This is a genomic window from Flavobacterium soyangense (assembly GCF_015277675.1).
GTDB lineage: Bacteria > Bacteroidota > Bacteroidia > Flavobacteriales > Flavobacteriaceae > Flavobacterium > Flavobacterium soyangense.
Genome location: NZ_JADHEC010000022.1, coordinates 40,869 through 64,759, shown reverse-complemented (window position 1 = coordinate 64,759; position 23,891 = coordinate 40,869). Strand labels below are relative to the sequence as shown.

General features: G+C 33.6%; 23 protein-coding genes. 6 read left to right on the top strand and 17 right to left on the bottom strand.

Annotated features, from left to right (window positions below; translation table 11 throughout):
- Positions 1-53 precede the first annotated feature (53 nt).
- Entirely contained in the window at positions 54-4,880 is a 4,827-nt protein-coding gene (locus IR213_RS10680) for a PAS domain S-box protein (RefSeq protein WP_194312306.1), read from the top strand.
- A 40-nt stretch (positions 4,881-4,920) separates the two neighbouring features.
- On the opposite strand, the gene IR213_RS10675 is transcribed toward IR213_RS10680, so the two are convergent.
- From IR213_RS10675 to IR213_RS10600, 16 genes are all read right to left on the bottom strand, one after another.
- A complete protein-coding gene (locus IR213_RS10675) occupies positions 4,921-6,045 on the bottom strand; it encodes an ABC transporter permease (RefSeq protein ID WP_194312305.1) in 1,125 nt (374 codons plus the stop codon).
- Between the two features lie 199 nt (positions 6,046-6,244).
- The gene (locus IR213_RS10670) at positions 6,245-7,351 is read right to left on the bottom strand and encodes an ABC transporter permease (protein ID WP_194312304.1); all 1,107 of its coding nucleotides are present in this window, start codon (positions 7,349-7,351) and stop codon (positions 6,245-6,247) included.
- A gap of 6 nt (positions 7,352-7,357) precedes the next feature.
- Entirely contained in the window at positions 7,358-8,092 is a 735-nt protein-coding gene (locus IR213_RS10665; RefSeq protein ID WP_194312303.1) for an ABC transporter ATP-binding protein, read from the bottom strand.
- 84 nt (positions 8,093-8,176) lie between these two features.
- Positions 8,177-9,073 (bottom strand): ABC transporter ATP-binding protein, encoded by an 897-nt coding sequence (locus IR213_RS10660; RefSeq protein ID WP_194312302.1) that lies wholly within the window; start codon positions 9,071-9,073, stop codon positions 8,177-8,179.
- Between the two features lie 7 nt (positions 9,074-9,080).
- A complete protein-coding gene (locus tag IR213_RS10655) occupies positions 9,081-9,956 on the bottom strand; it encodes an HlyD family secretion protein (protein WP_194312301.1) in 876 nt (291 codons plus the stop codon).
- Between the two features lie 18 nt (positions 9,957-9,974).
- The gene (locus tag IR213_RS10650) at positions 9,975-11,237 is read right to left on the bottom strand and encodes a TolC family protein (protein WP_194312300.1); all 1,263 of its coding nucleotides are present in this window, start codon (positions 11,235-11,237) and stop codon (positions 9,975-9,977) included.
- Positions 11,234-11,827, bottom strand: coding sequence for a TetR/AcrR family transcriptional regulator (locus tag IR213_RS10645; protein ID WP_194312299.1), 594 nt, complete (start codon positions 11,825-11,827; stop codon positions 11,234-11,236). Before IR213_RS10645 ends, IR213_RS10650 begins: the two co-directional genes overlap by 4 nt.
- 99 nt (positions 11,828-11,926) lie before the next feature.
- Positions 11,927-12,529 (bottom strand): methyltransferase domain-containing protein, encoded by a 603-nt coding sequence (locus tag IR213_RS10640; protein ID WP_228479167.1) that lies wholly within the window; start codon positions 12,527-12,529, stop codon positions 11,927-11,929.
- Positions 12,530-12,546: 17 nt separating this feature from the next.
- On the bottom strand, positions 12,547-12,849 hold the full coding sequence (locus IR213_RS10635) for a DUF202 domain-containing protein (RefSeq protein ID WP_194312298.1): 303 nt from the start codon (positions 12,847-12,849) through the stop codon (positions 12,547-12,549).
- A gap of 10 nt (positions 12,850-12,859) precedes the next feature.
- Positions 12,860-13,063, bottom strand: a complete 204-nt coding sequence (locus IR213_RS10630; protein WP_194312297.1) for a YgaP family membrane protein — start codon at positions 13,061-13,063, stop codon at positions 12,860-12,862.
- Between the two features lie 28 nt (positions 13,064-13,091).
- Positions 13,092-13,289, bottom strand: coding sequence for a DUF6132 family protein (locus IR213_RS10625; RefSeq protein WP_194312296.1), 198 nt, complete (start codon positions 13,287-13,289; stop codon positions 13,092-13,094).
- Entirely contained in the window at positions 13,289-13,591 is a 303-nt protein-coding gene (gene trxA / locus IR213_RS10620) for a thioredoxin (protein ID WP_194312295.1), read from the bottom strand. Before trxA ends, IR213_RS10625 begins: the two co-directional genes overlap by 1 nt.
- Positions 13,588-13,791 carry a hypothetical protein gene (locus IR213_RS10615; RefSeq protein WP_194312294.1) on the bottom strand — a complete coding sequence of 68 codons (204 nt, stop codon included), beginning with the start codon at positions 13,789-13,791 and terminating at the stop codon, positions 13,588-13,590. The genes trxA and IR213_RS10615 overlap by 4 nt, the downstream gene beginning before the upstream one ends.
- Position 13,792: 1 nt before the next feature.
- Entirely contained in the window at positions 13,793-15,199 is a 1,407-nt protein-coding gene (locus IR213_RS10610; RefSeq protein WP_194312293.1) for an MBL fold metallo-hydrolase, read from the bottom strand.
- A gap of 80 nt (positions 15,200-15,279) precedes the next feature.
- A complete protein-coding gene (locus IR213_RS10605) occupies positions 15,280-16,083 on the bottom strand; it encodes a sulfite exporter TauE/SafE family protein (protein ID WP_194312292.1) in 804 nt (267 codons plus the stop codon).
- A 65-nt stretch (positions 16,084-16,148) separates the two neighbouring features.
- The gene (locus IR213_RS10600; protein ID WP_194312291.1) at positions 16,149-16,778 is read right to left on the bottom strand and encodes a Crp/Fnr family transcriptional regulator; all 630 of its coding nucleotides are present in this window, start codon (positions 16,776-16,778) and stop codon (positions 16,149-16,151) included.
- A 219-nt stretch (positions 16,779-16,997) separates the two neighbouring features.
- On the opposite strand from IR213_RS10600, the gene IR213_RS10595 reads away from it, so the two are divergent.
- Positions 16,998-18,638 carry a CoA-disulfide reductase gene (locus IR213_RS10595; RefSeq protein ID WP_194312290.1) on the top strand — a complete coding sequence of 547 codons (1,641 nt, stop codon included), beginning with the start codon at positions 16,998-17,000 and terminating at the stop codon, positions 18,636-18,638.
- Between the two features lie 73 nt (positions 18,639-18,711).
- Here the strand turns inward: IR213_RS10595 and rocD are convergent, their stop codons facing one another.
- Positions 18,712-19,962, bottom strand: a complete 1,251-nt coding sequence (gene rocD / locus IR213_RS10590; RefSeq protein WP_194312289.1) for an ornithine--oxo-acid transaminase — start codon at positions 19,960-19,962, stop codon at positions 18,712-18,714.
- Positions 19,963-20,108: 146 nt separating this feature from the next.
- Here rocD and IR213_RS10585 point away from each other — a divergent pair, with 146 nt between their 5' ends.
- From IR213_RS10585 to dcm, 4 genes are all read left to right on the top strand, one after another.
- Positions 20,109-20,561 carry an Lrp/AsnC family transcriptional regulator gene (locus tag IR213_RS10585; RefSeq protein WP_194312288.1) on the top strand — a complete coding sequence of 151 codons (453 nt, stop codon included), beginning with the start codon at positions 20,109-20,111 and terminating at the stop codon, positions 20,559-20,561.
- 94 nt (positions 20,562-20,655) lie between these two features.
- A complete protein-coding gene (locus IR213_RS10580) occupies positions 20,656-21,429 on the top strand; it encodes a dienelactone hydrolase family protein (protein WP_194312287.1) in 774 nt (257 codons plus the stop codon).
- 42 nt (positions 21,430-21,471) lie between these two features.
- On the top strand, positions 21,472-22,488 hold the full coding sequence (locus IR213_RS10575; protein ID WP_194312286.1) for a M28 family metallopeptidase: 1,017 nt from the start codon (positions 21,472-21,474) through the stop codon (positions 22,486-22,488).
- A 166-nt stretch (positions 22,489-22,654) separates the two neighbouring features.
- Positions 22,655-23,890: a DNA (cytosine-5-)-methyltransferase gene (dcm, locus tag IR213_RS10570; protein ID WP_194312285.1), complete on the top strand. Its 1,236-nt coding sequence runs from the start codon at positions 22,655-22,657 to the stop codon at positions 23,888-23,890.
- Position 23,891: the final 1 nt, after the last annotated feature.

Genomic DNA, 23,891 nt, shown 5'->3' with positions numbered 1-23,891 from the left:
TAATAAATATTTTTTCTACATTTAGAAAATATTTATGATTTTAGAATAATTACATGAAAAAGGAAAAACTGACATATGATGAGTTATTAAAAATAACTAAAGACCAGGAGTTAGAAATTAATTATTTACTCAAAAAAGAACTATTAATGACTAATTTGGATTTTTACTTCAAAGAATCATCAGATTTAGTGTGTATAGCTGGAACAGATGGTTTTTATAAAGAAATAAATCCTGCATTTATAAAAATATTAGGCTATACAAAAGAGGAATTACTTAGCCTGCCTATAACTACTTTTATTTGTCCCGATGATAAAGAGAAATCCGAAAAAGAAATAGAAACCTTGTCTCTGGGAATTAACTCCCTAAATTTTGAAAATAGACTGATAAAAAAAAATGGGGAAATTGTTTTTATTCAATGGACAACAAGTGTTGATGCTGCAAAAGAAATTATTTATGCCATAGGAAGGGATATTACTGAAAATAAACAAATTAGGAAAGAACTCAATATAAGAAAACAAGCCGAAACAGATATAAAATTAATAAAAGAAAAGGGTAATCATAAGTTTGAAAGTTACATTAAAAATGCACCAGATGGTATTTTTGTGGCAGATGAAAACGGAAAATTTATTGAAGTAAATTATGCTCTAACTTTAATTTCTGGATATTCTAAAGAAGAGCTTTTAACCCTTTCAATGAAGGATTTAACTTATCAAGAGTCTTATGATGATCTGAATGTATGTTTTAATAGGTTAAAAGAAATAGGAAAATCTAAAGGAGAATTCAAAACAATTCAAAAATCCGGGGAAATTAAATGGAGCACTGTTGATTCAGTAAAACTTTCTGATACCCGATTTTTGGGCTTTATTAAGGATATAACTGAGATAAAAAGTGCCAATGAATTACTCACCAATACTTTTGATCGAATTACCGATGCTTTTGTAGCTCTGGATAATAATTGGTGTTACACCTATATGAATAAAAAAGCGGGAGAGATATTTGGTTGTAACCCCAAAGAAATAATAGGTAAACATATTTGGACTGAATTTCCTGAAGGAATTGACAAGCCTTTTTATAATACTTATTATCAAGCAATAAATGACCAAAAATATATTTATCTGGAAGAACACTATGAACCCTATAATTTATGGTTTGAAAATCACATTTACCCCTCTTCTAATGGATTGTCAATTTTTTTTAGAGACATAACCGAAGAAAAAACAGCAAAAAACAAAATTGAAGAAAGCGAAAAACGATTTAGGGCGTTAGTTGAAAACAATAATGGAGTAATTACAGTCGTTGATGAGAATCGTAAAGTTTTGTTTCGCAGCCCCTCATCAGCCAGAATAACCGGATACTCAAACAAAGAGTTAGATGAGATTTCCGATAATGACTATTTTCATCCAGATTATTTAGGGTACGTTTTTCAACTGGTACAAAAAACAATAAAGAGCCCAGGCAAACCATTTCCTGCTTTGTTTCAGGTAAAACATAAACAAGGGCACTATATCTGGTTAGAAGGAGTGCTTAACAATAGGCTTCATGACCCTAGCATAAATGGTATTATTGCAAATTTTAGGGATGTAACCGATAGAATAGAATCCGAAGCCATACTAAAAAAAGAGCGTGATTTTTTTGCTAATATAGTCGCTACATCTTCAGACTTAATTTATTCTATGGTTATGAATCCCGATGGTTCAATATGCTTTCCTTATGCCGGTGATTCCATAAAAGAGATTTATGGATTTAGTTTTGAAGAAATAAAAAATAGCTCAAATAAAATTTTTGAATTAATACATCCTGATGATATTGATGAGATAAATGCAAAAATTATAAAAACTAAAACAACTTTAGTCCCTTTTAAAGGAGTATATCGATATTTCCACCCTAAAAAAGGTCTGGTTTGGCATGAAGTAAATTCTTTACCCGTTGTTGAACCTGATGGCTCGGTAATTAGCCATGGTATCGTTACTGACATTACTGAAAGAATTGAAGCCAAACAAAAACTTCTTAAAGCCAATCGCCTTTATCTGTTTATTAGCCAGATTAATCAAATGATTGTCCGAACAAATGATCAGGAAACACTATTTAGAGAAGCCTGTAATATTGCGGTAGATTTGGGTAAATTTAAAATGGCTTGGATTGGATTAATTGATCCGGCCACCAACAATGTCTTTCCGGCAATGATAACCGGCGATGATCAAAAGTATTTTGAAATAATTAAAAAGATAACTACTGATAAAAATACAACCGGAGGATCTGAACCAGCAGGAACAGCTGCTAGAGAAGGTGTTTATTGTGTATGCAACGATGTTGAAAATGATTTAAAAATGGCTCCTTGGAAAGAGGAAGCTTTAAAACGTGGTTTTCAATCTGTAATGTCATTTCCCATAAAAAAATTCGGAAATGTAATTGGAATTTTTACTTTTTATGCTGGCGAAAAGAATTTTTTTGATGATGAGGAAATTGCCTTGTTAGATGAAGCAACAGAAGATGTTGCTTTTGCCTTAGAACTTTTTGATAAAGAAATATTAAGAGAAAAGGCTGAACGAGAAGTTTCTGAAAGTGAGCTGCGTTATCATACCCTCACAGAAGTATCACCAGTTGGTATTTTTCGTACCGATGCAAAAGGACAAACCACTTTTGTAAATAAAAGTTGGGCTAAAATTTCGGGTATGTCATTTCAGCAAGCCCTAGGTTATGGCTGGCTTGATGCAGTGCATAAAGACGATAAACAAGGAATAGTAGATGGATGGAAAAATGCAACATATACTGGAGACAAATCGTTGTCAGAATACCGTTTTGTGCGACCTGATGGTTCCATTGCTTGGATTATGGGGCAAGCCATTCCTGAAAAAAATAAAAAAAATGAAATAATTGGTTATATTGGTACAGTAACAGATATAACGGAACGAAAACAGGCAGAAGATAACATCAAAAATATGCATGAGAAAATTAAAGCTATTCTTGAAGCTATTCCTGATGCCTTATTTGAGGTTGATATTGATGGCTTGATTTATAACTACCATTCGAATCAAAATATCCTTTCTTCAAAATCTACCAATGCATTTGTAGGTAAAGCAATTTCTGAAATATTACCTCCCGATGCAGCTGAATTGTTTTTATCAGCAGTAAAAGAAGCTGCAGAAAAAGGATTCTCTAATGGAAAACAATACAAACTACAACATTTGAATGAAACTCATTGGTTTGAATTATCAATAGCTCCAATGGCAGAAAGTGACGATCACGAAATCCATTTTATTTGTCTTACAAGAAATATTACAAAGGCAAAAGAAGCAGATTCGGCCTTGTTAAAAAGCAAACAAAGATACCGAGGATTGTTAAGTAGTCTAGATGCAGCAATAATTGTTCATGCTTCTGATACATCTATCATAATGAGTAACAAGAAAGCTTCAAAATTTCTCGGATTAAAGCAAAATAAAATTTTAGGCAAAACAGCATTTGATCCTCTATGGAAGTTTATAAATGAGGATAATTCACCGCTGTTAATTGATCAATATCCAGTAAATCAAATTATTAAAACCAAACTGCCTCTTAAAAATTTTACTATTGGGATTAAAAGGCCAAAGAAAAAGAAAATTGTTTGGGTAAACATCAATGGATTTCCAATGTTAGATAATAACAAGGATATCTCAGAAATTGTAATAAGTTTCATTGATATCACTGAGCGCAAACAAATGGAAATTGAGATTAAAAAAGCCAAGGTTTTAGCCGAAACTGCCAATAAAGCCAAAACAGATTTCTTAGCCAACATGAGTCATGAAATCAGGACTCCCCTAAATGGAATTATTGGGTTTACGCATTTGTTAATGAAATCAAATCTAGAAAATAATCAGTTAGAATATATGAGTACTATTAATGAATCCGCAACTTCATTGCTCCATATAGTTAATGATGTTTTGGATTTTTCTAAAATAGAATCAGGAAAACTGGAATTGAATATTGATGAATTAAATCTCTTGGATCTGATAAATCAAGTTATTCATCTATTTAAATATCAAGCAGATAAAAAAGACATAAAATTAATCTTAACTATAGGTGACAATGTGCCAGAATACATTTATGGAGACTCGGTTCGATTAAAACAAGTATTTGTAAACCTACTGAGCAATGCCCTAAAGTTTACTAATTTTGGTGAAATACGATTTGACATTACTGAGACTTCCAGATTTGAGGATGAATGTATGTTAGTTTTTTCGGTAAAGGATACAGGTATCGGGATACAGCCTAATAACAATGAAAAAATATTCAGTTCTTTTGTTCAAGAAGACAATTCAACAAGCAGAAAATTTGGGGGCACCGGTTTAGGATTATCTATTTCGAATCAGTTATTAGCTCTAATGGGCAGTAAATTAGAGCTAAAAAGTGTTTATGGAGAAGGGAGTGATTTCTTTTTTTCAATTAAGTTAAAAAAATCACACTTTAATCAAAATCATGATCCAAAATTGGATAATTCAATGAATGAAATTACTGCAATTGAAATTTTAAGCAATAAGAAAATTTTAATCGTTGAGGATAATAAAATCAATATGTTCTTAGCAAAAACACTGGTCAAAAGAATAATTCCTAATTCTATTATTATTGAGGCTTCAGATGGAAATGAAGCAATAAAACACTATATAAATGACAAACCTGATATTATATTGATGGATATCCAAATGCCCAATAAAAACGGATATGAAGCAACTAATGAAATTAGGGATATGGAAGGTCTTGAAAAAACGCCAATCATTGCTTTAACGGCAGGAATTTTAATAGACGAAAAAGAAAAATGTTTTGAATCGGGAATGGATGACTTTCTAGCCAAGCCCATTATCGTATCCGATTTAGAAAAGACCTTATTAAAATGGCTGGTCAAATAAACCATTTTTAGTCTAAAAAAGTGAATTAATTTCAATAAAACTAATTCACTTTTTTATAACTCCAAACCGCGATTCCGTTCAACGCAATAGCATAACAAACAATGATAAAAAACGGTCTCGAAATATCCGAAAACGTTGCGCCTTTAAGCATTACCATCCTGATAATCTCCACAAAATAACGAATAGGATTCAGCATCGTAATATTTTGCGCCCAGACTGGCATGCTTTCAATTGGCGTGAATAATCCGCTCATTAAGATAAAAATCACAGAGAAAAACCAAGCTATAAACATGGCTTGTTGCTGCGTATCGGAATGGTTGGAAATGATTAACCCAATGCCCAGAATTACCAATAAATAAATGGAAGTAAAGAAATAAATCAAGCCAATGTTTCCTAATATGGGAACGTTGAAAACGAGTTTGGCAATGGTTAAACCAACGGTCAAAATCACTAATCCTAAAACCCAAAATGGAAATAATTTACCAACGATGAATTGGTATTTCTTGATAGGTGTCACATTAATTTGTTCTAAGGTGCCAATTTCTTTTTCGCGAACAATGTTCATCGAAGATAAAAATAGTGTGAGCATGGTAACCAACAACACCAAAATTCCCGGAACCATAAAGGTTTTATAGTTCAATGTATTGTTATACCAAAAGGAAGGAATCGTAACAATATTAATGGGTTGCTCATAAGAAACTTCGTTGTATTGATACAATTGGGTTTGGATTTTTTGGTTAAAACCCGTTATAATTTGCGAAATATACACATTTTCCACTCCTGCCGCTGCACCATCGATGGCATTGATGCTTACCGAAAGATTGGTGGAATTCTCCTTGATTAAATCCCGTTCAAAATGATTGGGAATTTCGAGAATGACATCGATTTTTCCGGCTTGCATTTGGAAATTAGCCTCTTTTTTAGAAGAAAAACTTTCGATGATATTAAAATAACTTGATGCTTGAAATTTCGAAATTAATTCCCTTGAAGCCAAAGAATGATCGTTATCTATATAGGAAAACTTGATATTTTTTATTTCAAAACTGGCAGCATTCGATAAAATAAGCAGTTGAACCATTGGTAAAACAAATATAATAGGAAGCATTGCCTTATTTCTAAAGATCTGACGGAACTCCTTTTGAATAATGAATAGTATTGTTTTCATAATTAATCAGCCACGAAGGCGCTAAGTCGCAAAGTCTTTTTGCCACAGATTTAAAGGATTCAAAGGACTATATCTGAGTCGCTAATTTCAATTTTTCTTGTTTAATACTGATTTTTAGCCCTGATGGTAGCGGCATCCTTTTCTTGCCTCCTTTAGGCAAGAAAAGATATAGCGAACAGCAGGAAATAGCTCCTGAAATTTATTCTAATCTTATTTTATATTTTTTGACACTTAATCCGATGAAAAATAAAGTCATTCCGATGAGGATTATCGTCTCTTTCCAGATCATATTTAGCGTTGCTCCTTTGAGTAATATGGCTTTTATGATGATGATAAACCACTTGGCTGGAATAATATTGCTGATAATTTGCAAGTGCAAAGGCATACTCGAAACGGGAAAAATAAATCCTGAAAGGATAATGACAGGCAGCATTAGTCCCATCAACGAAAGCATCATTGCTGTTTGTTGCGAATTAGAAACTGTCGATATTAATATGCCTAACGAAAGTGCCGTGGTAATAAACAATATACTTTCGAAAGCCAATAAAAACAGGTTTCCTTCGATGGGCATTTTGAATACAAAAAATCCTAAAAGCAGGATAATTGTGGCGTTAATTATAGACAAGAAAATGTACGGGAATACTTTTCCGATGATGACTTGAAAGGGTTTAATGGGCGAAACCAGCAGGACTTCCATGGTGCCTAATTCTTTTTCGCGTGTGATGGAAATCGAAGTCATCATTGCCGAAACGAGCATCAAAATAATGGTCATAACTCCGGGAACAAAGGTGAAAACGCTCTTTAATTCGGGATTGTAATAGAGTTGGGTTTGCGTCTGTATTTGGTGACTTGGCTTGTTGTTTTTATTGATTTCTTGGGTGTAATTCTGCAAAATAGCATTTACATAATTCGAAATGGTGTTAGCAACATTTGGATCCGTAGCGTCCGTAATCACTTGAACTTTAGCTTGTTTTAGTGTTTGTAAATTTTTAATAAAGTCCTTTTCGAATACCAAAACGGCTTTTACTTTTCCTTTCATGAAAACACTTTCTATTTGGTCCTCATTCGTAATTTTTTCATTGATTTTGAAATAGCTTGAAGCACTGATTTTGTTGATTATTTTTTGGGTTTCATTATCTTTAGATTTGTCCAAAATAGCAATATTGACATTGTTGATTTCGTTTGTAATGGCGAAACCAAACAACATAATTTGGGCAATTGGCATCCCAAAAAGGATGAACATAGTTCGTTTATCACGAAAAATGTGATAGAATTCTTTTTTTACAAAACCGATGAATCTTTTCATATTTCTTTATTCAACATTTCTGGCTAATTTCAAAAAGACATCATTCATAGAAACCACATTGTACTTACTTTTTAGGTTTTTTGGAGAGTCAAGTGCTTCAATGACTCCTTCGACCATAATGGAAACCCGGTCGCAATATTCAGCTTCGTCCATATAATGTGTAGTCACGAAAATAGTGGTTCCTTTATTGGCTTCGGCGTAAATCATTTCCCAAAATTGTCGTCTCGTAATAGGATCGACTCCTCCGGTTGGTTCGTCCAGAAAGACGATTTTAGGTTCGTGCAATAAAGCAACTGAGAATGATAATTTTTGTTTCCAACCTAATGGCAATGAGCCAACTAATTTACCAATTGCATCTTCAAGTCCTAATTCTTCGACTAATTGCGCAGTTTTTTCTTTGATTTGAATTCTGCTCAATCCATAAATTCCTCCAAAAAAAGTGATGTTTTCCTTGATCGTCAAATCGTCATACATCGAGAATTTTTGACTCATATAACCAATGCTTCTCTTGACCATTTCGGTATTGCTTTTCACATCAAAACCGGCAACAAGCGCTTCGCCCGAAGTGGGTTTCGAAATTCCGATAAGCATTTTCATAGCCGTCGTTTTTCCAGCACCATTAGCACCAAGAAAGCCAAAAATCTCTCCTTTATACACATCAAAAGAAATTGAATTTACCGCCGTAAAGCTGCCAAATTGCTTGGTTAGATTATGTACTTGTATGATTTTTTCTTTGTTCATATTGTTATTGTGGAGCCTGAAGCAATCTCATTTTTAAACACACTTTTTTCAATTTGCAATTCGTAATTTATAATTCGTAATTATTTATAAATCCATGAAAACATCTTCAATTGTTGGGTTTGTAACCCGAATTTCTATTTCTGAATGTTGATTTTGTCGTAAATAATTATCTAAATCCGTTGCACTAAAATTTTCATTTTTATCAATATAATGGATGTATTCTCCAAAGGCAAAAACGCTATATTGGCTTGGATAATTTTTCAAATCCAGAATTAATTGGTGCCTGTTTTTTGCTTTAACATCATAAATTATTCGATGATAATCCTTAATAATGTTTGCGGGTTTATCAATTTTTAAAATACTTCCTTTTTGGATTAAAGCGATTCGGTCACAGAGCTCAGCCTCATCCATATAAGGCGTGGAAACTAAAATCGTGAGACCTTTTTCTTGCAATCGCTTGAGCATTTCCCAAAATTCTTTCCGAGAAACGGGATCCACTCCCGTGGTGGGTTCGTCAAGAAAAAGGACTTTTGGTTTATGAATCAAAGCACAACAAAGTGCAAGTTTTTGTTTCATACCGCCCGAAAGTGCTCCTGCCCTTCTCGCTTTGAAAGGTTCGATTTGGATGTAAATATCTTTGATTAAATCATAATTTTCTTCAATCGTTGTCCCGAAAATAGTGGCGAAAAATTTCAGGTTTTCCTCCACGGATAAATCCTGATACAACGAAAATTTTCCAGGCATATAACCAACGGAATTCCGAATGGCTTTATAATCTTTCACCACATCGAAACCCGCAACGGATGCTGAACCCTCATTGGCAAGCAAAAGTGTCGTCAGTATTCTAAAAATTGTCGTCTTACCTGCTCCATCAGGTCCAATCAATCCAAACAATTCTCCTTCTTTTACTTCAAAAGAAATCGCATCAATAGCTTTGATTTTGTTGTAGGATTTGGAAATATTTTGAACAATTATACCCATTAAATAATTATTTTACCCACATTTCAGCCGGCATTCCTATTTTTAAAGTTCCGTCATTTTTTACTTTCACTTTCACGGCATAAACTAAATTCACGCGTTCTTCCTTGGTTTGAATTACTTTTGGCGTGAATTCGGCCGAAGATGAAATCCAAGAAACAGTTCCTTGATACGATTTCATTTCTTTATCCGAATCAATTTTTACGCTCACATTTTGACCTACTTTTATTTTCGATAATTGGTTTTCGCTGATAAAAACGCGTAAAGTCATTTCGGAAATATCGGCGATTTTATAAAGTGGTTTTCCAAAAGAAGTAACTTCATTTGCCTCGGCATATTTGGCCAAAACTGTTCCTTTTATTGGATTGATAATTTTGCTTTTCTCCATTTGGTCGTTGATTTTTTCGATTTGAACATCAATCGATTTGACATCATTTACAATTGGCGCATTTTGGGTTTCGACGCTTTTTATCTGCTCATTCAACACATTTACTTTACCAATAATTTCGTCAACTTGGCGTTTAGTTGCAGCGTTTTCGGCAAACATATTTTCGATTCTGTTTTTCTCAATCAATGTAGTTTTGAGTTGCTCTTGCAATACATTTCTTTGTGACAACACGTTTTTAGATTTCGAAAAAACAGTTGCTTTTGAAGCAATTAATTGCTGCTTATTGAAATATAATTGCGTGGTATCAACCAAGCCAACTTGTATTTTTGGTTCAAGAATATCGCCTTCTTCGAGTTTTAAATATTCGATATTTCCGTTGGCTTCTGCCGAAATCGTAACTTCTGTAGCTTCAAAATTGCCGTAACCATCGGCTTTGTCTTGGTTTTTATTACAAGAAACTAGACTTGCAAACATTAGAAATGTGATTATTTTTTTCATTATTATACATTTTTATTTTTAGTTTCCTTTTACAGTTTGATAATTCGCTTTCGCCAAAGCCAATTGAATTGCATGCAGTTTTTGATTCGTTTTGGCTTCATACAAATTGGTGAATTCCACCAAATATTCCGATGAAGTTATCACGCCATTTTTCAATTGTGAATCCGAAGATTTGACAACATATTCAAGCAAGGAAATGATTTCCGAATCGGTATTGATAACAGCTTCCGTTTTATGAATTTCATTTTCCATTTCTTGTAATTGTAACTTATTGTTCAGCAAAAAAGTCTCTTTTTCTGTCGAAACGATGTTTGCTGAAACTGAAAGCGCTTGTTTCTCAGTTTTTGATTTATTCCAATCGAACACATTCCAATTGGCTTTCAAGCCCACCAAATAAAAAGTTTGAAATGAATTATCCAACATATTCAAGCCAGGATTTCCATAACCCGCTTGACCAAAAGCATTTATTTTTGGCAACTTATTTTTAGAAATTATATTTTTTGAATCCTCAATTTGCTCATTTTGAAAATCAAACAATTTTAGTTCTGGACGATTATTTTCTAGATTAAAATCATTGGAAATTATTGGTAGAACCAAAGTAATATTTTCGTCAATTGTCGAAAAAGTAAGCGAAGATAAATTTTCTAATAATCGTTTTTTATCAAATTGAATTTCGACAAGTTGCTGTTTAATTTTCAAATTTTCGGCTTCAAGCACTTTCTCCGAAGCGGGAAAAATAGCACCAAATTTAACGCCGGCTTTCACTTCATTAATTTTAGTAATCAATTGCTCTTGTTTCGAAATCAGAATCGCTTTTCGTTCCTGCAACAACAAAACCGAAAAATATAACTGATTGATTTTGGTTTTAATTTGGTATAAATTTACCGTAACTTGTTGTTGCTGTGTTTTGGTTTGAACTTCTTTAAGTTTAGAATTCGCATCAATTATTCCACCATTATACACCAATTGATTGACATCTAAAGTCGCACGATATTGGTCTTTATTAGCTGGATTCACCGTTAGATTTGGCAAATGAATCGGCAATTCCGTAACCGCTGATTGATAGGTTCCTTGTGCATTAAGATCAATTTTAGGCAATTTCCCTTTGATGAGTGCATCAATTTCGAAAGCTGATTTTTGTTGCAATAATTCCGTTTGTTTGGCCAAAGGATAATTTTTATTGACTAAATCATAGCAATTTTCCAATGACAAAGTTTGTTGTGCATTGGATAAAATTGGCAACAGCAAAAATGCAAATGTTATCTTTAAAAGTAGTTTCATTTTTTAATTGAATTAATGATTTGTTCAGCAATGGATGTTTTACGTTCTTCCATCATTAGATTGAATTCTGCATCTGAAATTTGGATCATTCCTTTTACCATCATTTTAGCGGCAAACGGAAAAACAGTCATCGAAAAAATATCCAGCAAAAGCTGTTTTGGATGAATCGGTCTTATGATTCCGTCCATAATTTCTTTTTCGATTTGGGCAATTAAGACAGCAGGATTCGGTCTATTCTCATAATTCATAAAAGACATCACAAACTCAGGATTGTTATTCATTTCCTGAATTACGAATTGCGGCAAATACGGATTAAGAATCACAAACGAGATATAACTATGGGTAAACTTGGTTATTTTATCAAAAACCGTTTCTTGAGAATTAAAAATCTCGTTAATTTGGGGCGCTAACTGACCAAAAGCATTCATGAAAATTGCCTTAAAAAGCAATTCTTTATTCTTAAAACAATAATGTAACATTGCTTTGTTTATGCCCGCTTCATCGGCTATTTCCTGCATTCGAGCACCGGCAAAACCTTTTTTTTGGAATACAATCCGGGCGGCATTGAATATTTTTTCTTCGGTTGTCATTCTGAATTAACTGTTTAGTTTAACCATATGGTTAACAAAGGTAAATAAAAAAAGTATTTCAGCATGAAATACTTAAAATATTTTATTAATGAAATAAAATTATTTTACATCTTTCTTTTGGAATTCAAAAAATAATTCGGAATTTGCTCTAGGTTTAATTGAATTATGGCATAATTCGAATATTTTAAATTCAAAATAATTTTTAAATAGGTGCTCATATTCTGCTTTGCTTCCTCCAAAAGGTGGGCCGCCATCAAAATTTTTATTAAATAATAATCCAACTAATTTACCATTTTCAACCAAAAGTTGGTTCATTTTCAAAACGTATTTTTGACGCAATGTTGGTGATAAAGCACAGAAAAAAGCTTGTTCCAAAATTAAATCATATTTGCCTTTGAGAGCAAAAAAATCACCTAACATAATTTTTATATTGGGATAATTTTTGAATTTTTCTTGAAGGCTTTCAACTAATGTTGGTGCAATATCAATAACCGTAACATTAGTAAAACCTTGACCTAAAAGATATTCTGCTTCGTAAGAATTACCGCAACCCGGAATTAAAATTCTACTATTCTTGTTTTTTAATGTGTCAATATATTCTTTTATTGAAGGAGAAACTTTTCCTAAATCCCAACCGGTAGCGTTAGTATTATATTGGTTATTCCAATATTCTTGATCCAGTTGTTTTTCATTTGCCATCATGTAATTGATTTCTTAATTTATAAATAATTATTTATAAAATCTCCAATATTTTTTTCGCTTTCTATAATTAATTTTTTCTGCCTGAAATAATTTACAATTCCTATCAAAAAAATTATGAATGAACTAGTAAAGAAGAATATTTCAATAGTGATACTGTTAGTCAAATTTAACAAACTAGTTATGCTTAATCCGGCAACAAAAAAATAAAGCGATGTTCTAAGAAATGCTAAAAAAGTAGATTGATTGGCTAAGATTGTTCTTTGCAAAGCCAATCGCTCTCTTAAAATAAGATCCTTATTTATTGGACTTTCAGTTTTCATTCAATTTTCATTAAGATTTTTTAGAGGTATTTATACCAAACATCGAATACAAAGGGCAAAAACTGATTAAACTTGTAAGTAAAAAGATAATAACAAATACTCCCAAAACTGTAGCGATTGTTCCGCTAATTATTTCCTTGTACCACAAACCCACAATTACAAGAGCGATAAGAATACGGATAATTTTGTCTGTTGAGCCCATGTTTTTTTTCATGATTTTTGAATTTAATTGGTTAAAAATATTAAAATCTTTTTGGTGATTTTACAAATATATTGAATATCAATCCGCCCATTAATGCGCCGTACAAAGTGCTATTCAACGGTTTTGATGTTATAGCACAGGTTCCGGAAGCACAACCAACATAAAAGTAATAAAGATAACCTGCAATTGCTCCAATAATTATTCCTATTCCTCTTATAATCATTGATTTCTTAGTCATTAGTTACTTTTTTCTAAAATCGTTTTTAAAATTTCTTCTTTGCTTAAAACTCCGGATTGACGCCACAATTGCTTACCGCTTTGAAACAAAACCATTGTAGGAACTCCACGAACCTGATATTTTGCTGCTAATTCCTGGTTCTTGTCCACATCAATTTTTAGTATGGTAATTCGTTCTCCCATATTGTCTTTAACCTGTTTTAAAATTGGCGCAAGCGTTTTACAAGGTCCACACCAAGTAGCGAAAAAATCAATCAAAACTGGTTTTTCTGATTGGATAATATTTTCAAAACTATTGTTCATTTTTTTGAATATTTATTGTTTGGAACAGCGCAGCCATTTGGCCCACAGCCTAAATTGAAAATAACCTGAAATAAAAAAAACAAACCAAAAGCTATAAAAAGCCACTCGTGAATGGTATAAGCCTGAACAAATAGAAAAACTGCAAAAGCTAATCGTGCCCAACGCATTAAATGCCAATTTGTAAACAGTAAATTTTTCATCTTATTTTGATGTTGTTGGACAAACATAATTTGTGGTTTTAATCGCAGTTTTTTTAATGGCAGTAAATCCGCCTAAAACATTAATTACATTATGATAACCTCTTGCTTTTAGAATTGACGCCGCAATCATAGAACGATATCCTCCAGCACAATGCAAATAAAATTCTTCTTCTTTTGGAAATTCGGATAAATGGTCATTAATAAAATCCAAAGGCGTTGACGGAACATCAACAATATGTTCAGCGGTATATTCTCCTTCTTTTCTGACATCAAAAACGGGAACTTTTTCCTCCATTATTTCTTCTAAAGTCTCGGCTGTAACCGAATTTACGGTATCATATTCCATTCCGGCAGTTTTCCAAGTATCAAATCCCCCTTTCAAATAACCCAAGGTATTGTCATAGCCTACTCGTGCTAAACGCGTGATACTCTCCTCCTCTCTGCCTATAGGTGTTACCAATAGTAAAGGCTGTTTGATGTCTGGAATTAAAGCCCCAACCCATGGAGCAAAATCTCCGTCGATGCCTATGAAAATAGATTTTGGAATATGTCCTTTTGCAAAATCATCCTGATGACGAACGTCAAGAATTACAGTATCGATTTTATTGGCAACTAATTCAAAAGTTTTGGCATCATAAGCAATGGCTTCACTAATAATGTCTTCCACATTTTCATAACCTTCTTTATTGAGTTTCACATTCATTGGGAAATAAGCTGGCGGAGACAATAAACCGTCCGTAACTTCCTTAATAAATTCATCTTTTGTCATATTGGCACGAAGCGCATAATTTATTCGCTTTTGCTCCCCAATAGAGCCTATTGTTTCCTTGCTCAAATTTTTGCCACAGGCACTTCCGGCACCATGAGCCGGATAAACAATGACATCATCAGCTAGAGTCATCACTTTGTTTCTTAAACTATCAAACAAAATTCCAGCCAGTTGTTCTTTAGTCATATTAGCCGCTTTTTGGGCTAAATCTGGACGACCAACATCACCTAAAAATAAGGTATCACCACTAAAAAGTGCGTAATCCTTGCCATTTTTATCCTTCAAAAGATAACAAGAACTTTCTAATGTATGTCCGGGTGTATGCAAAACCGTTATTGTAATTTCTCCTAATTTAAAAACTTCGCCATCAGTGGCAATATGAGCCTCAAAACTAGGATTGGCCGTTGGCCCGAATATTATTGGAGCGCCTGTTTTTTTGGCTAAAGTAACGTGACCACTAACAAAATCAGCGTGGAAATGGGTTTCAAAAATATACTTGATTTTTGCATTATTTTTATTCGCTTTATCAATATAAGGCTGTACTTCACGCAATGGATCTATAATGGCGACTTCTCCTTTACTCTCTATATAATAGGCTCCTTGTGCTAAACAACCTGTATAAATTTGTTTAATTTTCATTTTTCAAAGTGTATTTATAATGTAAATTTATTTAATTTTTTAATTACTTTCTACCTCACAAGCAACATTTTATGAAATTATTATGACATAAAAAGTTCTTTTATAATGATGTAAATTCCCATTGCAAGCACAAACCAACCAAAACCAGTTTTCAGTTTTTCATCTTCCACTTTTTTGGAGAGGATACTTCCAATAAATATTCCAATTATTGATGCTAAAGTAAAGAGTTGCAATAATCCCCAATCTATGATTTGGCTTCCCATTATGTCTCCTATAAATCCAATTAACGATTGTGAAGAAACTATAAAAAGTGAAGTTCCAACAGCCATTTTCATTGGAGTCTTTACAAAAAACAATAAAGTAGGAACTATTAAAAATCCGCCTCCAGCTCCCACAAATCCAGAAATAAGCCCAATAATAATTCCCAGTAATGCTATTTTATAATAATTGAGTTTTTCACCATCTGTATTAATTTTTCCTTTTATAGGTTTTATCATTCTGACCGAGGCAAAAATCATCACAACAGCAAAAACTATCATAATAAGAATTGACTTACTCAAAGTGAAGTTTCCGCTCGAAAAAATAATATCCGGAATTCTTGGAACAAGAATTTTTCGAGTAATAAAAACCGTAATTACCGCCGGAATGCCAAATAAAATAACCTTATTAAAATCAACTAATTTTTGTCTGGCCTTTTGAATTCCGCCTACCAAAGATGTTGTACCAATTATAAATAACGAATAAGCCGTTGCCAATGTAGGTTCGATGCCCATTACATACACTAAAATAGGAACAGAAAGTATAGAACCTCCACTTCCTAACATACCTAGTGTCATGCCAACAAAAACTGCTAAAATGTAACCAATTATTTGAGATATTTCCATTTATAAAAATTTATTGACACAAAAATAAGTCTTTTATAATTTCAATTTTGTAACAAATGTTACCTCTAATTCAGCATTACAATTGAAGCTCTGTTTAAACTGATTTTACCTTTGTTTTCTAATGCTTTTAACAAGCGCGAAACAACAACTCTGGACGTATGCAAGTCATAGGCAATTTCTTGATGCGTATTATTAATTTCGTTTGAGTTATTTATTTTAGATTTTTCTTGAAGATAATTCAGTAATCGTTCATCCATATTCATGAACGCCAAATTATCAATCGCAGAAAGCATTTCTTTCAATCGATTATCATAACTGTTGAAAACAAAATTCCTCCAGCTTTTATATTTCCCCAGCCATTCTTCCATTTTCATTACCGGAATCATTACAACTATACCATTTGTTTCGGCAACAGCTCTAATTTCACTTTTGGTTTCCCCCATACAACAGGCCATTGTCATGGCGCAAGTATCCCCTTTTTCAATAAAATATAATAACAATTCGCCTGCATCAAAATCTTCACGCAATATTTTAATAGCTCCTTTTATCAATAAAGGCATCTTTCTGATAGAATCACCAAAATCAATAAGAATATCACCTTCCTTGAAATCTCGTAGCAAAGAAACCTCGGCAATTTCATCAATTAATTTCTCTTCATATATATATCCGTAGGTTTGTTTGAGTAAGTCTTTCATTATTGTTTCTAACTTTTTAAGAACTGTAAATTTCGCAAAAAAAAACTACTTTAAGAACAAAACAAAAATACTTTGGAATATTATTAAGTATATTGCCTTCTCCATTTCTACCAAAACCCATTTTCATTTCAAAGATTTTAACTTATGTAACAAAAGCTACAAACCCTAAAAAAAGGTTTGCAGAAATTTGTTCCAGAATTAAAACATAATTAGCTACAGATGAAAATACTTATTATAGGCGGAGTTGCCGGTGGAGCCACTGCCGCAGCAAGATTAAGAAGATTGAGTGAAGAAAATGAAATTATAATTTTCGAAAAAGGAGAACATGTGAGTTTTGCCAATTGCGGGTTACCGTATCATATAGGCGGTGTAATTGTGGAACGTTCCAAATTATTATTGCAAACTCCCTCTTCTTTAAAAACAAGATATAACTTAGATGTTCGCATTTTTAATGAAGTTTTGAAAATAAATGCAGCAGAAAAATATATCGAAGTTCGAAATCTTTTCACCAAAGAAACGTATACCGAAACCTACGATAAATTACTGCTTTCTCCCGGTGCAGAACCATTTAGACCAAATATTCCCGGAATTAGTTCGGATAAAATAATGACACTTCGAAATGTAGCCGATATGGACAGAATCATTGCTAAAACCAAGGATTTAAAGAATATTGCCGTTGTAGGTGGCGGTTTCATTGGTTTGGAAGTTGCGGAAAATCTGGTTGAAAAAGGACTCAGTGTAACTGTCATCGAATTAGGAAACCAAGTTATGGCTCCCGTAGATTATGAATTTGCAAAAATGGTTCAACATCACGCAACTTTCAAAAAGCTAAATATTCTTGTCAATACAGGCGTCGAAGCTTTCGAAGAAAAAGGCAATGCAATTGAATTAAAATTGAATAATGGCAAAACCATTCTTGCCGATGCAGTCGTTTTTGCCATTGGTGTAAAACCCGAAAATAGTTTGGCCAAAGCTGCCGGACTCGATATTGGCGTTACTGGCGGAATTACTGTTAACGAGTTTATGCAAACTTCGGATCCGGATATTTATGCCGTGGGCGATGCCGTAGAAGTTTCACATTATATCAATCAGGCAAAAGTGCTGATTCCGCTTGCTTGGCCGGCTAATCGCCAAGGTCGAATTGTTGCCGATAATATCACTCGAGGAAATAAAATTTCCTATAAAGGAACTTTGGGAACTTCGATTATAAAATTCTTCGATCTGACCGTTGGAGCAACCGGACTCAACGAAAAATTATTGAAACGCTATAACATTCCGTACCGAACCGTTACCGTAACCAGAGCGAATCACGCCAGTTATTATCCTGGAGCGACGAATATTGTTTTGAAAATGAACTTCGGAGAAGACGGAACTATTTATGGTGCTCAGGCTTTAGGACAAGAAGGAGTTGACAAGCGCATCGATGTTTTGGCGACGGCCATAAAAGGAAATTTAACCATTTATGATTTACAGGAAATTGAAGTCGCCTATGCTCCGCCTTATAATTCGGCCAAAGACCCTGTGAATATTCTGGGTTACGTTGCCGAAAATATGCTGAACGATGATGTACGATTTATAAATTACGACCAATTGAACGATTATATTGCCACCGAAAATGCAGTCCTGATTGACGTAAGAACCAAAACAGAATTCGAAAATGGCGCCATACCAAAAGCCATAAATATGGACGTAGATACTTTGAGAGATAATCTTGATTTCTTTGATAAAAACAAAAAGTATGTTATATATTGTCAGATAGGTTTAAGAGGTTATTTAGCACAGCGAATATTGAGAAATAACAATATTTATTCCGTGAATCTCAATGGTGGTTACGGGGTTTGGAAACCGGTGAATAGTTAAAAACCAACATTAATTCTAAAAAAAACGGCTGTTAATATCACATAACAGCCGTTTTCTATTTATTGAGATTCGATTATCTAAAATCGTTCAAAGCCCTTTCAATAATGGCAAGACACTCCTGAATTTGACTTTCAGTAATCACTAATGGTGGCGCTAAACGAATTTTATTGCCATGCGTTGGTTTTGCCAATAAGCCATATTCGCTAAATTTTATGCAAATATCCCAAGCCAAATCGGAGTTTTCATCACAATCAATCACAATGGCATTCAGCAAACCTTTTCCTCGAACCAAGGTAATCAAGGAATTTCTTTGGGCAATTTCGTTCAATCCTTTTCTCAGAATACTTCCTAAACGTTCTGCATTTTCGGCTAATTTCTCGTCTTTTATAACTTCAAGAGCGGCAATGGCAACGGCTGCAGCAATTGGGTTTCCACCAAAAGTAGAACCGTGTTGACCCGGTTTTATGACGTTCATTATTTCGTTATTGGCCAAAACTGCCGAAACTGGATAAACGCCTCCAGAAAGTGCTTTTCCTAAAATCAAAATATCGGGTTGTACATTTTCGTGATGTACCGCCAATAATTTTCCAGTTCTTGCAATTCCAGTTTGCACTTCGTCAGCGATAAATAACGCATTATGTTGCTCGCAAAGCGCTTTGGCTTTCGCCAAATAACCGTCGGAAGGAACATAAACACCGGCTTCTCCTTGAATGGGTTCTACTAAAAATCCGGCGATATTTGTTGATGATTTTAATACGTTTTCTAAAGATTCGATATCATCATAAGGAATTTTAATAAATCCGGCAGTGAAAGGTCCAAAACTTTTACGGGCAGTTTCGTCATTCGAAAAGGAAATAATCGTTGTCGTTCTTCCGTGGAAATTACCTTCACAAACTATAATTTGCGCTTGATTTTCGGGAATTCCTTTGACTTCATACGCCCATTTTCGGCATAATTTAAGCGCTGTTTCTACTGCTTCGGCACCGGTATTCATTGGTAAAACCTTATCAAAACCAAAATATTTGGTTACATATTCTTCGTAATTCCCTAATTGGTCATTATAAAAAGCACGCGATGTCAATGTCAAAGTTTGCGCTTGCTTAATCAACGCATTCACAATTTTCGGGTGACAATGCCCTTGATTTACTGCTGAATAAGCTGAAAGGAAATCAAAATATCTTTTTCCGTCCATGTCCCAAACAAAAACCCCTTCTCCCCTTTCGAGAACCACAGGCAGTGGATGGTAATTGTGAGCACCATATTGATTTTCTTTTTCTATCATTGCTGATAATTTAGTAGAAAGGGTTTGATGTAATTGTTCCATTTGGACTGCTTTTAAAATTTTCGAATACAAAAATAATAAAATATTTTATTTTACAATAAAAAATAAAAATTTTGACTTACTTTTGATTAAAATAAGTCATATTTAACTTTTAAAGTTAAATAAAAGTCAATTTAATTAATAAAATCATGGAGACATTAGATCAATTCGATACCAATATCATCAAAGAATTGGAAAAAGACGGGCGAATGGCCTATTCAACAATCGCTGCCAATTTGAAAATTTCAAACACAATGGTGCATCAGCGAGTGAATCGGTTGATAGAACAAGGAATTCTACTTGGAATAAAACCCGTAATCAATGAGAAAAAAATAGGCTACGATTGGGGAGCTTTCACAGGAATTACCTTGAATAAAGACCAAGATTCTAATAGAATTATCGAAGAGTTGAAAAAAATTCCCGAAATTACAGAATGCTATTATATATCGGGTTTATACACGCTTTATATTAAAATTATTGCCAGAAATCATGAACACATGCGGAAAGTGCTTTATGAAAAAATCGACAATATTCCCGGGATATCAAAAACCGATTCAATAATGGAATTAGGTTGCGCTTTCAAGCGGAATGTTACTTTGTAAATGGTATCCCTGATGATAAAAATTGTACAATTAACAACCGTTTATAGATAACTATTCTATTTTATTTCAGATATTTGTTTAAAACAATTTATTTATGAAAAAATTAAAATATTTATTCTTGGCAATGTTATCATATTCAAGTGTTTCATTTGCCCAATTAAAACCAGTGAAATACAAAGATGGAGTTCAGGTTTTAAACGGCTTTGGCATTCAGCCAAAAACCAAAAGTCAACAAAAACCTGGAATTCTTATTCTTCCGGCTTGGAGAGGAATCGACAAACTTTCGAAAAATACTGCCGAAAACTTATCTAAATTGGGTTATTATGCTTTCGTAGCCGATATTTATGGAGAAGGAAATTATCCAAAAGACAATACTGAGGCAGGAAAAATTGCCGGTTATTACAAAACTAATTTTACAGAATATCAAAAAAGGATTTCATTGGCACTGGAACAATTAATTCTTTCGGGTGCCAATGCTGATAATATTGTTGTGATTGGCTATTGTTTTGGAGGGACAGGAGTTCTTGAAGTTGCACGTTCAAATATGAACGTAAAAGGAGTTGTTTCCTTTCACGGAGGTTTGGGCAGAGATGCAAAAAGAACGATTGAGCCAATTAAAGCAAAGGTTTTGGTTTGCCACGGCGCGGACGATCCTTATGAATCCAAAGAAGAAATTGCTGCTTTCCAACAAGAAATGCGAGACACAAAAGCCGATTGGCAAATGATTTATTACGCTAATGCAGTTCACGCTTTTACTAATCCAGAATCAGGAAATGACAATTCAAAAGGCGCAGCCTATAACGAAATTGCAGCTAAAAGATCTTGGGAGCATATGAAACTTTTCCTTAATGAAGTTTTAAAAAAATAAAGCCTTAATTTAGCCCCAAAAACATACCAATAGCTATTTAAAATGAAAAAAATACTAATTCTTTTATTACTAGGCGCTTCAATTTCTTGTACTTCGCAAAAAAGTAGTGTTTCTGATGTTTCACCAACAAAATATACGAATACAATTACCGCCGCTGATTTAAAAACACACCTTTATATAGTAGCTTCTGACGAAATGGAAGGTCGTCAAACAGGTTCTGTTGGTCAGAAAAAAGCAGGAGAATACCTTATCGGTCAGTACAAGGCAAATAATATTTCTTTTCCAAAAGGAGCAACAGATTTTTATCAACGAATTCCGGCTTCTTTCCTGAATGCCATTCGGAATGATAATTTGCCTGATTCTGAAAATATTTGGGCTTTTATCGAAGGTTCTGAGAAGCCCAATGAAATCATTGTAATTTCAGCCCATTATGATCATATTGGCATAAAAAATGGAGAAGTTTACAATGGAGCCGATGATGATGGTTCCGGAACCGTGGCTTTACTCGAAATAGCTCAAGCATTTTCAAAAGCTAAAAAAGAAGGTCACGGCCCAAAACGTTCTATTTTATTTCTTCATATGACTGGCGAAGAGCACGGATTATTGGGTTCCAGCTATTATTCTCAACACCCTTTATTTCCATTTGCAAACACCATAACCGACATCAATATTGATATGATTGGTCGCCATGATGAATTACATAATAATTCGAGTAATTATGTTTACCTAATTGGTTCTGATTATCTTTCGACAGATTTATATAACATTTGTGAAGATGCCAATAAAAAATATGTGAATTTATTGATAGATTACAAATACAATGATAGAGCGGATCCAAATCGCTTTTATTATCGCTCGGATCATTATAATTTTGCCAAAAACGGGATTCCATCTGTTTTTCTTTTCAATGGTGTTCATGCTGATTATCACAAAGCTACCGATGAAGTCAATAAAATTGAATTTGATGCTTTGGCAAAAAGAGCGCAACTCGCATTCACAATTGCCTGGGAATTAGCAAACAGAGAAAATCGTCCGATGGTTGATAAAAGCGGGAGTTAGATTTTATAACTTAAATAAAATAACAGAAAGCTTCGAAGAAATTCGAGGCTTTTTTATGGTTTGTTTTTTTAGAAATTTTAATAATTATAATTTTCTTTATTAATATAGGTTATTCCATTTTTAATTCTAAATTTGTAACCAATGTATAAGGTTAAACTACTTGGTTATGAATGAATATTTAACACTGTCCGAAGCCGCAGAATTGATTGGGAAAAGCAAAGAAACTTTAAGGCGTTGGGATAGAGAAGGGAAATTATCAGCTGTTCGTGAGCCTATGAGCAATTATAGAGTGTATCATAAAGAACAAGTTGAAACTCTATTTACTGATTTTTTAATTCAAAACAATGCGATAGAAACTGTTTCAAATTATGTAGAACCCCATAATGAATATTCAGTTTTAGAATTATTCGCTGGAGCAGGTGGTTTGGCTGTTGGAATGGAAAAATCAGGTTTGAAATGTGTTGCTTTAAATGAAATTGACAAATGGGCTTGCCAGACTTTAAGAAATAATCGTCCAAATTGGAATGTTTTGGAAGGCGATATAAAATCATTTGATTTCTCTGAATATCATAATAAAGTCGATGTTGTAACTGGCAGTTTTCCTTGTCAAGCGTTTAGTTATGCTGGCAAAAAACTAGGTTTAGCCGATGCTCGCGGCACTTTGTTTTACGAGTTTGCAAGAGCCGTAAAAGAAGTAAATCCTCCGATTTGTATTGGTGAAAATGTTCGTGGTTTGTTGAGTCACGAAAACGGAAAAACTCTGCAAGGAATGATTTCAATCCTTGATGAAATTGGTTATAATGTTGTACCTGTCCAAGTTTTGAAAGCAATAAATTTTAATGTTCCCCAAAAACGTGAACGTCTAATTTTAGTTGGAATCAGAAAAGATATCGATTTAAAATACGAATATCCTAAACCTTACAAGAAAATCTATAATTTAAAAGATGCGCTTAAAAAAGGAGATTTATTTGATTGCAATGTTCCAAAATCTGAAGGTTCAAAATACCCAAAAAGCAAAATCGATGTTTTAGATTTAGTTCCACAAAAAGGGTATTGGCGTGATTTACCATTAGAAATTCAAAAAGAGTTTATGGGCGGAAGTTTCCATCTTGGCGGTGGAAAAACTGGAATGGCTAGACGAATGGGTTGGGACGAACCTTGTTTGACTCTTATGTGTAGTCCTGCGCAAAAGCAAACCGAAAGATGTCATCCCGAAGAAACACGACCGTTTACAGTTCGAGAATATGCGAGAATTCAAACTTTTCCTGATGATTGGAAATTTGAAGGTTCTATTGCACAGCAATACAAACAAATTGGGAATGCAGTTCCTGTAAATTTAGGGAAAGAAGTTGGCTATTCAATTGTGAATTTTTTGAATAAGTATTATCATTGTATAAAATAAA

What these genes read in the sequence shown, in the direction of transcription:
- IR213_RS10575 (WP_194312286.1), top strand. Translation starts at nt 21,472, where the DNA reads ATGAAAAAAATACTAATTCTTTTATTACTAGGCGCTTCAATTTCTTGT.
- IR213_RS10650 (WP_194312300.1), bottom strand. Translation starts at nt 11,237, where the DNA reads ATGAAACTACTTTTAAAGATAACATTTGCATTTTTGCTGTTGCCAATT.
- IR213_RS10655 (WP_194312301.1), bottom strand. Translation starts at nt 9,956, where the DNA reads ATGAAAAAAATAATCACATTTCTAATGTTTGCAAGTCTAGTTTCTTGT.
- IR213_RS10625 (WP_194312296.1), bottom strand. Translation starts at nt 13,289, where the DNA reads ATGACTAAGAAATCAATGATTATAAGAGGAATAGGAATAATTATTGGA.
- rocD (WP_194312289.1), bottom strand. Translation starts at nt 19,962, where the DNA reads ATGGAACAATTACATCAAACCCTTTCTACTAAATTATCAGCAATGATA.
- IR213_RS10665 (WP_194312303.1), bottom strand. Translation starts at nt 8,092, where the DNA reads ATGAACAAAGAAAAAATCATACAAGTACATAATCTAACCAAGCAATTT.
- IR213_RS10600 (WP_194312291.1), bottom strand. Translation starts at nt 16,778, where the DNA reads ATGAAAGACTTACTCAAACAAACCTACGGATATATATATGAAGAGAAA.
- IR213_RS10660 (WP_194312302.1), bottom strand. Translation starts at nt 9,073, where the DNA reads ATGGGTATAATTGTTCAAAATATTTCCAAATCCTACAACAAAATCAAA.
- IR213_RS10615 (WP_194312294.1), bottom strand. Translation starts at nt 13,791, where the DNA reads ATGAAAAATTTACTGTTTACAAATTGGCATTTAATGCGTTGGGCACGA.
- IR213_RS10630 (WP_194312297.1), bottom strand. Translation starts at nt 13,063, where the DNA reads ATGAAAAAAAACATGGGCTCAACAGACAAAATTATCCGTATTCTTATC.
- IR213_RS10640 (WP_228479167.1), bottom strand. Translation starts at nt 12,529, where the DNA reads ATGATGGCAAATGAAAAACAACTGGATCAAGAATATTGGAATAACCAA.
- IR213_RS10595 (WP_194312290.1), top strand. Translation starts at nt 16,998, where the DNA reads ATGAAAATACTTATTATAGGCGGAGTTGCCGGTGGAGCCACTGCCGCA.
- IR213_RS10645 (WP_194312299.1), bottom strand. Translation starts at nt 11,827, where the DNA reads ATGACAACCGAAGAAAAAATATTCAATGCCGCCCGGATTGTATTCCAA.
- IR213_RS10635 (WP_194312298.1), bottom strand. Translation starts at nt 12,849, where the DNA reads ATGAAAACTGAAAGTCCAATAAATAAGGATCTTATTTTAAGAGAGCGA.
- trxA (WP_194312295.1), bottom strand. Translation starts at nt 13,591, where the DNA reads ATGAACAATAGTTTTGAAAATATTATCCAATCAGAAAAACCAGTTTTG.
- IR213_RS10670 (WP_194312304.1), bottom strand. Translation starts at nt 7,351, where the DNA reads ATGAAAAGATTCATCGGTTTTGTAAAAAAAGAATTCTATCACATTTTT.
- IR213_RS10605 (WP_194312292.1), bottom strand. Translation starts at nt 16,083, where the DNA reads ATGGAAATATCTCAAATAATTGGTTACATTTTAGCAGTTTTTGTTGGC.
- IR213_RS10680 (WP_194312306.1), top strand. Translation starts at nt 54, where the DNA reads ATGAAAAAGGAAAAACTGACATATGATGAGTTATTAAAAATAACTAAA.
- IR213_RS10610 (WP_194312293.1), bottom strand. Translation starts at nt 15,199, where the DNA reads ATGAAAATTAAACAAATTTATACAGGTTGTTTAGCACAAGGAGCCTAT.
- IR213_RS10675 (WP_194312305.1), bottom strand. Translation starts at nt 6,045, where the DNA reads ATGAAAACAATACTATTCATTATTCAAAAGGAGTTCCGTCAGATCTTT.
- dcm (WP_194312285.1), top strand. Translation starts at nt 22,655, where the DNA reads ATGAATGAATATTTAACACTGTCCGAAGCCGCAGAATTGATTGGGAAA.
- IR213_RS10580 (WP_194312287.1), top strand. Translation starts at nt 20,656, where the DNA reads ATGAAAAAATTAAAATATTTATTCTTGGCAATGTTATCATATTCAAGT.
- IR213_RS10585 (WP_194312288.1), top strand. Translation starts at nt 20,109, where the DNA reads ATGGAGACATTAGATCAATTCGATACCAATATCATCAAAGAATTGGAA.